15 protein-coding genes are annotated in these 12,485 nt (G+C 54.5%); 9 read left to right on the forward strand and 6 right to left on the reverse strand.

Features of this window, described 5'->3' with window-relative positions; genetic code table 11:
- Positions 1-4 precede the first annotated feature (4 nt).
- A complete protein-coding gene (locus tag ACVWSC_RS24160; protein ID WP_191832361.1) occupies positions 5-1,285 on the reverse strand; it encodes a TolC family protein in 1,281 nt (426 codons plus the stop codon).
- A 399-nt stretch (positions 1,286-1,684) separates the two neighbouring features.
- Between ACVWSC_RS24160 and ACVWSC_RS24165 the strand changes: the two genes are divergently transcribed.
- From ACVWSC_RS24165 to ACVWSC_RS24175, 3 genes are all read left to right on the forward strand, one after another.
- Positions 1,685-3,028 (forward strand): OprD family porin, encoded by a 1,344-nt coding sequence (locus tag ACVWSC_RS24165; RefSeq protein WP_038614579.1) that lies wholly within the window; start codon positions 1,685-1,687, stop codon positions 3,026-3,028.
- A gap of 506 nt (positions 3,029-3,534) precedes the next feature.
- Positions 3,535-4,209, forward strand: a complete 675-nt coding sequence (locus ACVWSC_RS24170) for a heavy metal response regulator transcription factor (RefSeq protein WP_038614581.1) — start codon at positions 3,535-3,537, stop codon at positions 4,207-4,209.
- 545 nt (positions 4,210-4,754) lie between these two features.
- Positions 4,755-4,934, forward strand: coding sequence for an ATP-binding protein (locus tag ACVWSC_RS24175; protein ID WP_038614583.1), 180 nt, complete (start codon positions 4,755-4,757; stop codon positions 4,932-4,934).
- Between the two features lie 4 nt (positions 4,935-4,938).
- On the opposite strand, the gene ACVWSC_RS24180 is transcribed toward ACVWSC_RS24175, so the two are convergent.
- A complete protein-coding gene (locus ACVWSC_RS24180) occupies positions 4,939-5,382 on the reverse strand; it encodes a MerR family transcriptional regulator (RefSeq protein ID WP_191832362.1) in 444 nt (147 codons plus the stop codon).
- A 67-nt stretch (positions 5,383-5,449) separates the two neighbouring features.
- Here ACVWSC_RS24180 and ACVWSC_RS24185 point away from each other — a divergent pair, with 67 nt between their 5' ends.
- The 6 genes from ACVWSC_RS24185 to chrA all read left to right on the forward strand — a co-directional run bounded on the left by ACVWSC_RS24185 (position 5,450) and on the right by chrA (position 9,850).
- Complete coding sequence (locus tag ACVWSC_RS24185; RefSeq protein WP_191832363.1) at positions 5,450-6,268, forward strand: cation efflux transmembrane domain-containing protein; 819 nt, start codon at positions 5,450-5,452, stop codon at positions 6,266-6,268.
- Between the two features lie 23 nt (positions 6,269-6,291).
- Positions 6,292-6,726, forward strand: coding sequence for a copper chaperone PCu(A)C (locus ACVWSC_RS24190; protein WP_262405544.1), 435 nt, complete (start codon positions 6,292-6,294; stop codon positions 6,724-6,726).
- A 9-nt stretch (positions 6,727-6,735) separates the two neighbouring features.
- Positions 6,736-7,170: a disulfide bond formation protein B gene (locus tag ACVWSC_RS24195; protein ID WP_038614586.1), complete on the forward strand. Its 435-nt coding sequence runs from the start codon at positions 6,736-6,738 to the stop codon at positions 7,168-7,170.
- The gene (locus tag ACVWSC_RS24200; RefSeq protein ID WP_038614587.1) at positions 7,167-7,835 is read left to right on the forward strand and encodes a DsbA family protein; all 669 of its coding nucleotides are present in this window, start codon (positions 7,167-7,169) and stop codon (positions 7,833-7,835) included. Before ACVWSC_RS24195 ends, ACVWSC_RS24200 begins: the two co-directional genes overlap by 4 nt.
- A gap of 4 nt (positions 7,836-7,839) precedes the next feature.
- The gene (locus ACVWSC_RS24205; RefSeq protein ID WP_038614588.1) at positions 7,840-8,301 is read left to right on the forward strand and encodes a methyltransferase family protein; all 462 of its coding nucleotides are present in this window, start codon (positions 7,840-7,842) and stop codon (positions 8,299-8,301) included.
- 154 nt (positions 8,302-8,455) lie between these two features.
- Positions 8,456-9,850 (forward strand): chromate efflux transporter, encoded by a 1,395-nt coding sequence (gene chrA, locus ACVWSC_RS24210; RefSeq protein ID WP_191832364.1) that lies wholly within the window; start codon positions 8,456-8,458, stop codon positions 9,848-9,850.
- Between the two features lie 44 nt (positions 9,851-9,894).
- Here chrA and ACVWSC_RS24215 read toward each other — a convergent pair whose 3' ends face one another.
- From ACVWSC_RS24215 to ACVWSC_RS24230, 4 genes are all read right to left on the reverse strand, one after another.
- Positions 9,895-10,026, reverse strand: a complete 132-nt coding sequence (locus ACVWSC_RS24215; RefSeq protein WP_191832365.1) for a YHYH domain-containing protein — start codon at positions 10,024-10,026, stop codon at positions 9,895-9,897.
- 129 nt (positions 10,027-10,155) lie between these two features.
- Complete coding sequence (locus ACVWSC_RS24220; RefSeq protein WP_191832366.1) at positions 10,156-10,896, reverse strand: TraX family protein; 741 nt, start codon at positions 10,894-10,896, stop codon at positions 10,156-10,158.
- Positions 10,896-11,333, reverse strand: coding sequence for a YqaA family protein (locus ACVWSC_RS24225; RefSeq protein WP_191832367.1), 438 nt, complete (start codon positions 11,331-11,333; stop codon positions 10,896-10,898). The genes ACVWSC_RS24220 and ACVWSC_RS24225 overlap by 1 nt, the downstream gene beginning before the upstream one ends.
- A 12-nt stretch (positions 11,334-11,345) precedes the next feature.
- Positions 11,346-12,482: a nickel/cobalt efflux protein RcnA gene (locus tag ACVWSC_RS24230; RefSeq protein WP_191832368.1), complete on the reverse strand. Its 1,137-nt coding sequence runs from the start codon at positions 12,480-12,482 to the stop codon at positions 11,346-11,348.
- Positions 12,483-12,485: the final 3 nt, after the last annotated feature.

Raw genomic sequence — 12,485 nt, forward strand, 5'->3', positions numbered from 1 at the left:
AGGCTCAACGAACGCCGGCATCCGAACCGACGTAGCCGTAAACCCGTTCCACCTGAGCACGCGCATTGGTTGCCGCAGCCAACGAGTCGAGGTACTGGCCACGAGAAACGATCAAGGTGCGCTGGGCATCCAGTACCTCGATGAAACCGAATTTGCCCATCTCGAATCCGCGAGTGGCGGTATCCACAGCTTGTTGGGCAGAGGGCAGGATGGTCTGGTCATAGGACTCAACTTCCTGCATGGCGGTAGCCCACTGGTTCAAAGCAGTTTGAGTTTCGCTACGCAACCTCAACTCCACAGCATTACGTTGATCACGGGCCTGATCAGCCCGGCGAGCAGCAGAAAGGATGTTGCCCTGGTTACGGTCGAACAGCGGAAGTGGCATCGATAATCCAACTAAATTGACTCTTTCCCGTTCTGAACGGTCGTACTGGCTACCAATGCTAACTGTCAGATTCGGAATACGCTGGGCCTTCTCCGAGCCGAGCGAAGCGTCATTCTGGTCGATTTTCGCCACGGCCTGACGCATCTCAGGGGTTTGATCCAACCTGGCCAACAACTCCGCTGGCCGTGGCGGTGTGCCCGGAGACAAGGTGGGTGACTCAAGGCGGTCGAAGACCGTAACTGCGCTGCCAGTGATCTGAGCCAACTGCTGATATGCCGTAGATTTCTCCGTTTCGGCACGACGCACCTGCAGCCTGGCCTCGGCTAACTGCACTTGAGCTCGTGTAGCCTCTACCGGTGAGGATTTACCCGCCCGCACGCGGCCATCCACGATACGCAGTCCGCGCTCGGTCAAGTCAAGAGACTGCTTGGCCAGGTCGAGCCCCGTCTGGGCTCGCAGGGCTGCGTAGAACGCTTGCACAACATCGGCTCGTAGACCGTTCACACGACGCTCCAGCTCCATCTGTGCGATCCCCTGGCCGAGCGTAGCAACTTCGATTCTGGCGGCCCGTTTTCCACCAAGTTCCAAGGGTTGGGCAATCGATACGGAGGTGGTACTGGTGTCTCGCTGGGTGTCTTCAACCTCGTATGAAATCTCCGGGTTAGGGATGAGACCAGCCTGCTTACGAGCCCCGTCGGCAATGCCAATTTCCTGCCGTGCAGCGGCCATATCAGGGTTGGAATCCATCGCAGTGGAAAGTGCTTGGGAGAGGTTAATGCTTTGCCCAGCGAGTGCTGCAGGTGTAATCAGGCCCGTAATTAGCGCACAGAGCGCAAGTAGCCTCCAAGGAGACTGTGAGGTCTTTAACAAGACATTTCTATCGTACCGGGGCACTTTCATGATCCTCGTGCGCAAACTTCGATAAAGCTTGGCGAGAATGCAGAAATAGCTGCCAAGCCCCACTGGATTAGGTGATGGCACTCTAATCAGCGATAGCTATCAGAGGGGTGGCTGGAAAATTACAATTTCGTAATCAATCGAAGCTTTGCCCGTAAACCTTGTAGAAACTGCGTATCCAATGGGGTTTAAGGAAGGGCTGTACATGGCAGCGCGAGCGCCCTATACAGTGAATAACAACAACATGACAAAATTGTAATTATCTTATCACTCTCCCGTTATCTTCCGCCTGTAAGTATTGCGCAAGGCGCTTCGCTACGCGCGCCGCCGGGTCAGAACAATCACCTAAACACCCGAGTCGGACAATCATAATAAAAGCTGCCGCAATCGAAGGAGCATTGAATGAGAAGTAAATTGTCGCTTTACCTGGCCGCATGTTCTGCGCTCGCCGGCAGTTATGCAGTTACAGCCCAGGCAGAGGAAAAAGCAGAAGGTTTTATTGAGGGCAGCAGCCTCACCGTTTTGAACCGAAACTTCTATTTCAATCGTGATAACCGTGACAGCTCCGCCCCCACTTACAACAGTGGCAAGGGCAACACGAACGGCTACTCCGAAGCATGGGCTCATGCAATCATCACCAATTTTAATTCGGGCTTTACCCAAGGCACCGTTGGTTTTGGTATAGACGCCTTCGCAATGATCGGCCTCAAGCTTGACACCGGTGACGGCCGAAATGGCGGCCGCAGCTCCTTTGACGTACTCCCGGTCAACAGCGAGGGCGAAGCGCGCGATGAATACACCAAGCTGGGTGGCGCCGCTAAAGTTCGATTCTTGGACACCGTGGTGAAAGTCGGGGACGTGTTCCCTCTCACTCCGGTGGTTGCTTTCGGCGATTCACGCCTGCTGCCGGAAAGCTTCCGCGGCGTTACTGCCGAGAACACTAGCTTTGAGGGCCTCACCATCCAGGCCGGTCGTCTGCATTCGATGAGCCAGCCAGTCTCTAGCGATATGCGCGATAAGTTTGCGACCTTCTATGGTGGCCCAGTTGACTCACCTTGGGTTGGCTACGGCGGTGCTGACTATGACGTCAACGAGAATATCAGCGTGAGCCTCTATGCCAGCCGCCTGAAGGACGTCTGGAACCAGTATTATGCTGGTTCCAGCTTCAGCTACCCCCTCAATGACGACGTCGCGCTGATTGGTGGCCTGAACTACTACCGTGCGCTCGATGAAGGCAAACAGTTGCTGGGCGATTTCGACAACAGCATCTGGAGCGCTAAGGTCGGCGTTCGCTTCGGCGGCCATACGCTGGCTCTTTCTCATCAGCGCAACAACGGCGACGATGACTTCGACTATCTGCGCCAGTCTGACTCCATCTTCCTCGATAACTCAATCCAGTACAGCGACTTCAACTCGCCGAATGAGCGCTCGTGGATGCTACGCTACGACCTGAACATGACCAGCTACGGTATCCCTGGTCTTTCGTTCATGACTCGCTATGGCAAGGGCACTGACGCCGACTACTCCAACGCTAACCAGTTTTACATGCGGACCGATGATAACGGCAATCCACTTACCGACCAGAAGCGATGGGAACGTGACATCGAAGTCAAGTACGTAGTGCAGACTGGGACCGCCAAAGACCTTTCTTTCCGGGTACGCCAGGCTAACACTCGCGCCACGGCATTTGAATCGGACCTAGATGAGGTCCGCCTGATCGTCGAATACCCACTCTCTATTCTGTAAATACCTCATAGGATCAGTGATCCCTGAGCACTAATTCTATTAGGCCGTTGAGCACCACTCGTTCCACTAATTCACCTTAAGAAGCTTAATTGCTCCTTTGGTTAGAGGTGAATATTTGGCGCCCTCTGGGCGCCTTTTTTTTTCGTGGTTAAAATTCGAGAAGCCGTCCAACTTTCACCATCACATGACGATGCAACTCGTGGCTGCACCAATGTTCCGCCTCCTCATCGAGTGAGGTCTCTTTGTAATCAGACCTCAACGCACCCAACACAAAAACCAGAAATAAAAAATACTTCATACTGTCATGCTGCGAACCATAATAGCGGCTGATATCACCTCCAAGCCAAGCTGCGACACAATATATCGCCAGGCTATCAGCCATATTACCAATAAATTACAAATGCGTTATTTAGACCCTGAGTGCCAAAAATTGATTTACTATTTTACTAAATACTACCGGCGCACAGGCGCTATTTAATTGCTCAGCGATATCGAGACAAAACCCCATGCGAATTCTGGTAATTGAGGACGAGGTAAAAACAGCGGAGTACGTGCGACAAGGGCTTACGGAAAGTGGTTATGTTGTAGATTTCGTGCACAACGGCCCTGATGGCCTCTTCCTAGCCAAGCAGCATGAATACGAACTTATCATCCTCGATATTAACTTGCCAGAGATGGATGGTTGGCAAGTGCTCGAGCTGCTACGGCGAAAAAACTGCCCTTCGCGCATTATGATGCTGACCGCAAGAAGTCGCCTTGCAGATAAAGTCAGAGGATTGGAAAATGGTGCGGATGACTACTTGGTCAAGCCGTTTGAGTTTCCGGAGCTCTTAGCCCGCGTACGAGCCTTGATGCGTAGAGCGGATCATCCTGCCTCGGTTGAGATCATTCAAGTAGCAGATCTGGAGCTGGACCAGAGCCGCCATAGAGCCTTCCGAGACGGCCAACGTATTGATTTAACTACGAAAGAGTTTGCTCTGCTGCATTACCTGATGCGCAACTCCGGCGTGGTCTTAAGTCGCACACAAATAATCTCGCAGGTATGGGACATGAACTTCGACTGCGACACGAATGTAGTGGAGGTCTCAATTCGCAGACTCCGAGCCAAAATAGATGACCCCTTTGAAACCAAGCTCATCCATACACTGAGAGGTGTAGGATACGTGCTAGATAAACGTTGAAAACTTACACCACAAACCATACGCCACCCTTAGCACACTAAAAACCCCGTCAAAGCGGGATTTATTTAGCGTGAGAAATCTCGCAGCTTATAATGCTCTATTCAAAGCTTAATCTCGCCTACAACTTCACCAACAGCATCTTCAAAAATTCTATATTTGTGGGTATTTTTCGGACACCCACTTTCAAAATTTAATAACACACCAGCTGATATATCGCTATAACTAGATGAGCTGTCATAGCGCTTCAGCGATACGATTGATCATCTTCTGCAAGCTAGAACCTTCAAGTGAACGTTCTTTTTCGAGGCAGGGATTCTCAGCCCTCACAGATGAAACAATATGCCTCACCACTGATCTTATATTATTTCTACCCATGTCAGGGAAAGCAGTTGAGACACGGACAGCACACGTATTGCAAAAATGAATCAAAGTGTGATTGCCAACGCCATTGAAGCGATGCCGGAGGGTGGCCGGCTAGATATCAGTACCACACTGTCTGCCGATGGGCTAAAGCTCCACTCTCGATCAACGATACCGGTAAAGGCATGACCCGCCAGCAAGAGATGATGGCGTTCAAATCCTTCTACACCATCAAACTGGGTGGGTTGGGTATCGGTTTGATCATGGTCAAGCAGATCATGGAGCGCTTTGGCGGGGAAGTCAGTCTCAGTAGCCAAGAGCAGGCGGGGACCAGTGTTTGTCTCTGTTTCAAAGTCGCGAGCTGATCTCTTACCGTGAAACCGTGTCAGTCGACTCCGGACGCACAGCAGATCGATTCGATAGGGATTCGATAATCCGGCACTCTTCAATCACGCCGCCTTGGCAGCACGCGATCAACCGTGTCAGCTCGCTTTCCAGGCCTTGTAGATCACGGATGCGCTCTCTCACTTGAGCAAGCTGTAGTTCGACTTTGGCATCGACTGCTGCGCAGGAGTGTTCCTTCCGATCCGCCAGGCCGAGCAGTTCGCGTACATCATCAAGGCTGAAACCCAGCCCACGGCTGCGTCGAATAAACAGCAGGCGATCGCGCTCGATTTCCGTGTAGAGGCGGTAGCCCGCGGGAGTTCTGGTGGCTGAAGGTAGCAACCCCTGCTGCTCGTAATAACGGATGGTCACGGCCTTGGTGTCTGTGGCCTTGGCCAACTGACCTACGGTGTAGTTCGGTACAGTCATGGTGCTTGACCTTATAGTTGCTAGAACCTTCATGCTATCGCAATCGGTCATGCGTGAGGATGGGAAAATGGACAGCTGCTGCGAAAACAAAGCCGGCGAACTAGCGCAGTTGCGCGCCCGACAAAGCCGCATTCTCTACATCGTTCTGGCCATCAATGCGGTGATGTTCGTGGTGGAGTTTGCCGCCGGTTTGATTGCGAGCTCTACCGCATTGCTGGGCGACTCGCTGGACATGTTTGGGGACGCCTCGGTTTACGCGGTGACGCTGTTTGTACTGCACCGAAGCGTCCGAGCGCGCGCCGGGGCGGCCTTGTTCAAAGGCGGCTTTATGCTGCTCTTCGGGCTTGTGGTGGTCGCCGACGCTGCTCGCAAGTTGATCATGCAAGAAGTGCCTGAAGCGGATTGGATGGGGGTGGTCGGGTTTATCGCATTGGCTGCCAATGGCATCTGCTTCTATCTGCTGTTTAGCCACCGCAGTGATGACTTGAACATGCGCTCGACCTGGCTGTGTTCACGTAACGACCTGATTGCCAATACCAGTGTGATTATCGCGGCTGGTTTGGTGGCTCTAACTGGCAGCCTGTGGCCTGATATCGCGGTGGGTCTGGCGATTGCTGCACTGTTCCTGCATTCCGCTGGACAGGTCCTTCGCGAAGCCTGGCATGAGTGGAAGCTCAATCCGCAGCCGGAGGTGGTCGCTGAACCTGCTGAATGTTGCGCAGTGGAGCCTACTAAACCTGCTGCTTCCTGCTGCGCCCCGGTATCCAATGCGGTCTCAACGCGCGAAGGGTCAAAGCCTATGCTGGTAAGCCTCTGTGAGCCCGGACAATCCCCGGCAGAGCCGACTGAGGTCAAGTCGTGCTGTGGGCCCAAACACTCCAACTAACTGGCTTCAACACAAGGATAGTCATGATGCAACGGATCGGACGACAGCTGGCTGCTGTGCTATTGCTGCTAACAGCAAATGCTGCAATGGCCCAAGTGCAAGTACAGAACGCGCAGCTTCGGCTGCTACCCGGTGACTTACCGGCCGCAGGTTACTTTACGTTGACGAACACCGGTGCTGAGCCGGTTGCGCTGAATGGTGCGCAAAGCGACATGTTCGGCCAAGTCATGATTCATCGAAGTATCCAGGAAAATGGCATGGCTAGAATGCAGCATATTGATCAGGTACAGGTACCTGCGTCAGGCACCTTGGCCTTTGCTCCCGGTGGTTATCACTTGATGCTGATGCAGCGCCAGAAGCCGCTAGCCCTCGGTGATCAGATTGCGATAACGCTTCAATTTGCTGATGGTCAGACGCTCCCGGTGACCTTTACTGCAGTGCCTCCAGGCGCTAACTGAGGAACGCATATGAACCACGGCGTTACCCCCAGCTCTTGGATGTTGTTACTGCTGGCCTGGCTGCTCGCGCTAGCTTCCACACTAGCGGTGCTATTTGTTGGAGAGGTGATGGGCCAGGAGCCTTGTGTGCTGTGCTGGTTCCAGCGAGCCTTTATGTTCCCGCTTGCGATCATTTTGGCTATTGCTTGCTATCGCTCAGATTTTGCGGTCTGGCGCTATGCGTTACCACTCGCGATCGGTGGTGGGTTGGTTGCGCTGGGGCACAGCCTGCTCTATGCAGGCCTGCTTCCGCAGCCAATTGTGCCCTGTACTGCGACCGGTCCATCCTGCACTGACGCTGGCATGACGCTGTTTGGCGTTGTTCCGCTGCCTCTGTTAGCACTAGCTGCCTTTATGTCCATTTCTGTCCTGCTGCTTATCATCCGTCGGAGCTCTACCACATGAATCGTCGTACCCTGGTCCTGACCATCAGCATTCTGGTGCTGGCTGCCTTTGGTGCGGCTGTCATGTTGTATCAACCAACACCGACCCCACCAGCTCAAACTTCAACGATGCCCCCTGCCGAACCGCCTGTCAGGGCTACGGCCAATCTGGTGCGCTTCCATTCACCTGCGTTCGGTAAGGCAAACGCCCCGGTCACCATTGTCGAATTCTTTGATCCTTCTTGTGAGGCGTGCCGGGCTTTCTATCCCTACGTCAAAAAGATTCTCGCGGAGCATCCTGACGATGTTCGTCTGGTCTTGCGCTATACGCTTTTACACCAAGGTTCAGAAGAGGTTGCCCGTCTGCTCGAGGCATCGCGAAAGCAGAATCTCTACCAGCAAGTGCTGGAGGCGGTTTTGGAGGCCCAACCAGGTTGGCATGATGATCCTCAAGTAGCCAAGGCGTGGGAGGCTGCGCAAGAGGTCGGTCTCGATCTGGATAAAGCCCGTTCAGACATGCGGTCTGCGGGGGTTGATGCGGCGCTTAAAGTCGACATGCAGGATGTTAAAGCCTTAGCCGTACAGGGCACTCCGACGTTCTTCGTAAATGGTCAAAGCCTGAACGAGTTCAGCCCGCAGGCACTGCGTCAATTGGTCCGTGATGAGGTCGCCAAAACCAAGGAGTAATGTCATGCACTGGTTCGAGAACCGTGTCCCGCCCCCCTTGGTAGCGGCGATTTGCGCTTTGTTGATGTGGCTCAGTGCAGCGCAATGGCCGGCCGTAGAGGCGCCTCTGAGTTGGCGCCTTGTCGGCTCCCTTGTGTTATCAGTGATTGGCGCCGGTGTTTGTTTGGCAGGCGTAATTTGCTTCCATCAGGCCAAAACAACGGTCAATCCGTTGAAACCAGCATCGGCTTCAGCCCTGGTTACTTCAGGTATCTATCGCGTGACTCGAAACCCCATGTACCTGGGCTTTGCATTGGCCTTGGCGGCGTGGGCGGTGTTTCTTGCTTCACCCTTCGCTTTGCTGGGAGTTGCGGCGTTCGTCCTGTACATCAATCGTTTTCAGATCCTGCCGGAAGAACGTGCCTTGCGTCGGTTGTTTGGTGACGATCTGGATAAGTATTGCGCTCGTGTTCGCCGCTGGATTTGAAGTTCAGTTTTGCGCCCCTATAAAAAGCTAATGATCGCAAGCTGCTTCGCGAGTACCACCAAAACACCAAAGTCCGAACATCACGAGACAATCGTTTCATGAGCATGTACTTTCGCCAGCTGCTCGCTCGAGCGCCCATCGGAGGGCAACACCGATGACTAAGGACACCCTACCGGTGGATGCGCCTGACTTGGTGCGACCAGCGCCTGTTAGCTTGGCACAAGCACTGTGGTTCTGGCTGAAGCTCGGCTTTATCAGCTTCGGCGGGCCTGCGGGTCAGATCTCGATCATGCACCAGGAGCTGGTAGAACGTCGGCGTTGGATATCAGAACGGCGTTTTCTCCATGCATTGAATTACTGCATGCTGCTTCCTGGGCCAGAGGCACAGCAGTTGGCGACCTATATCGGCTGGCTGATGCATCGCACTTGGGGTGGGGTGATTGCGGGTGGGCTGTTTGTGCTCCCTTCGCTGTTCATTCTAATTGTGCTGTCATGGGTCTATATTGCCTTCGGTGACGTTCCCATCGTGGCTGGACTGTTCTATGGCATCAAGCCTGCAGTCACCGCCATCGTGGTCCATGCCGCTCATAGAATCGGTTCAAGAGCACTCAAAAACGGATGGCTGTGGGCCATTTCTGCCGCTTCGTTCGTCGCGATTTTCGCCTTGAATGTTCCTTTCCCCGTCATTGTCCTGGTCGCGGCACTGCTGGGTTATCTGGGCGGCCGCCTTGCCCCAGAAAAATTTCGCACTGGTGGCCACGGTACCGCGAAGAAATCCTATGGCACGGCTCTGATCGATGATGACACCCCAACGCCTGCACACGCCCGGTTTCGCTGGTCTCGGCTAATGCTGCTGATACTGGTAGGCGTCCTGCTGTGGTTGTTACCCATGGGCCTCCTGACCGCGATGTTTGGCTGGAACGGGACGTTCACCCAAATGAGCTGGTTCTTTACCAAGGCAGCGTTACTGACGTTCGGTGGTGCGTATGCGGTGCTGCCCTATGTCTATCAAGGCGCTGTGGGGCACTACGGCTGGCTGACCCCGACCCAAATGATCGATGGCCTGGCCTTAGGTGAAACCACACCTGGTCCGTTGATCATGGTCGTGGCGTTCGTTGGCTTCGTCGGCGCTTATGTCCAGCAGGTTTTTGGTCCTGAGCAGACGTTCCTAGCCGGTGCCGTAGCGGCGAGCTTGGTGACCTGGTTCACTTTTCTGCCTTCCTTCCTGTTCATTCTGGTCGGTGGGCCCTTGGTCGAGTCGACCCATAACGAACTGAAATTCACTGCGCCACTCATCGGCATCACAGCTGCCGTGGTCGGAGTGATCCTGAACCTGGCGATGTTTTTCGGTTACCACGTACTCTGGCCCAATGGATTTGGAGCAGGTCTGGACTGGCCGTCGCTGGTAATTGCGATAGCCGCTGCCATTGCACTGTTTCACTTCAAGCGCGGTGTCATTCAGGTACTACTCAGCTGCGGTATAGTCGGTTTGCTGGTGTACGTGGTGCGCAATGGACATTGGGGAGCATTCTTTCAACTGTGGTCCTGATGACCACCATTGGGAATGGCCCAGCAACCGCTGGGCTTTGCCGCTTAGTGACAGTGGTAGCCGCCAGTTTTGTGGTTGGTGTGGCAACCCTTGGAATCGGTACCACCACTGTGCGCAAACGCAGCAACCGAAGAGAACGAAAGGACAGCAGCAATAACGAGAGAAACAACTTTCATCAGGCTAACTCCATGCGTAGTTTTTATAGGCGGAATCTTCCACCACGCACAGAGTATGGCTATTTGCCTTCATCAAACAAGAGCTTGCGGGTTCAGTTGTGGGTAAGCCGATGAAAGGCATTCTATGCCTCACAGACACAAGCGGAGAGCTAGCAATGCGACCAAGTGGCCTGGATAGAACCAATACCCCCACTGACGTACCGGTTGTACATTGAAATGCAGGCTCTGGCGCAGGAGCCACAAGCCTAGAAGCGGAGCGGCGCAGGCAGTGCCCAAGGCTAGGATCGACGGAGTGTTTAGATCCAGAGCCCGGGCGACGATGCTGCTGCGAGTATTGATCAATACGCACAGGAGTGCAGGCAGTAACCACAGTATGCCTGGCCGCTTGATCGCAATAAGCACTGTCGCTGGTACAAGGACGCCATAGAACCCGTACATCAGCGTATCGTTGAGCAGATAGGCAAGCGCCCCTGCGGTGATTGCAAGGGCCCCAGCCAACCACGTGCGATGATGAATCCCCCACGTGACCAGCAGCCCCAGTGTCAGAGTCACCAAGACATTGAATAGTCCAGAAGTGCTGATGTAGCGATAGGGAACCTCGGAAATGATCGCGAACAGGATCATCAAGATGAGGTATCGACCATTGGCGGCTGTCAGTAGCTCGCCGGGGCCCGTACGCGCCACATTGGCGGCAATCGCTACGCAAAACAGCGGAAAGGCGAGCCGTCCAACGATAAACAGGTCGCCCATTTCGGGCCACACCAAGCGCAGGTGATCGATGAACATTGTGATCATGGCTAACCACTTGATCAGGTCCTGGCCGGCATTGCGATTCTTGATGACCGGTGCTGTTAGCTCATACGCGCTCATCACGAGCCTCCCAGGACGAGCACTGTGAGCAGTAGATAACGTCCCCCCTTGGCCAGGGTGACGATCAAAAAGAAGCGCCACAGGGGCTCACGCATAATGCCCGCGACCAGGGTTAGAGGATCGCCAATGATCGGAGCCCAGCTGAGTAGCAAGGACCAGTGGCCGTAGCGTTGATAGGACTGCTGGGCTTTTTCGAGCTTGCTCTCACTAACCGGAAACCAACGTTTGTGCCGGAAGTGCTCGATGCTGCGCCCAAGCACCCAGTTAACCAACGAGCCCAAAACGTTGCCGGTTGTGGCCACCAGTAGCAGAGTAAGGGGCAAATATTTCTCGGAGACCAGCATGCCGGCGAGTACTGCCTCTGACTGCATGGGCAGCAAGGTGGCGGCACCGAGTGCCGCCAGAAATAGGCCGATGTAGCTGGTCAGTTCGAACACTGAGCAGGCCCCTCAGCTGTTCAGTCCGATCCAGCCATGGAAGCCTACATAGAGGCCGACACCGATAATCAGGACGCTGGAGAGGTAGGGCGCACGCCGCGCCACGGTACCCAGCCATGGCCAGCGATTGGACGCTTGTCTTGCACCAATCGCTGCTGCGCTCCCTACTGCCACTAGGGTAAGCGCCAAGCCAATGCTGAAGCACAGAACCAATATGGCGCCAAGTGCGACTTCTTTAACCTGGAGGCAGAGCAGCAATACCGTGATGGCTGCAGGGCATGGAATAAGGCCACCGGTCAGGCCAAACATGATGATCTGCCCCGTTGTCACTTCCCGATTGGTAAAGCGCTTACGGATGTCGTTGGCATGAGCACGCTCATGCGCGTCCTGGTAGTCATCGACGGACAGCTCCAAGCCCTCCCGCTCGGAATGTATGTGGCCATGATCGTGCTCGCGGTAATCGAGATCATAGTCATGCGAATGGCCAGCATGCCCGAGACTGAGCCGAGCGCTGAATTCATGGGGTTCAGGAATATCAACCGTGGATTGGAGATACCCTTCCCGCTCGACAAACGCGAATTGCTGGCTCTTCCCGTCGGACCTGGTGGTGGTCAATAGAACTTGAGCAGCCGGCCAGGCATGGCCACTCAGCACTTTCATCCGCCAGTGCGGGGGCATACCGTCTTCGAAGATTGAAAGCTCGATCCGGCCATGGCCGGTATCAATACGGTGAGTCTCATCGTGAAGCCCGTGGTCATGATCACTATGATGGTGATCATCGCCTTGCTCGAACTTGAACATCTGCTCGCCACGCCACGTCCGCCAAAGCATCCACAGGGCAATCACAATGATCAGGGCAGAAGATGCGAGCTGGAAGTAAGGCTCTGTAGTCTGAGCATCCAGCCCCTTACCCAGGTACATGCCACCGATTGCGACCAGCCAGACCACCAGCGTGTGGGAAATCGTGGCGGCAAGGCCCAACAGGATTGCCTGCTTCACAGAGCCACGAATCGCAACGATGAATGCAGCCATCATGGTTTTGGAATGACCAGGCTCAAGCCCGTGGAGAGCACCCAGCAAGATGGCACTGGGAAAATACAGCCAGGCGTGGGCTCCACCCTGCTGTAGCAAATCTGCGAAGTTCGGCATGGG

Source organism: Pseudomonas sp. NUPR-002, assembly GCF_056322725.1.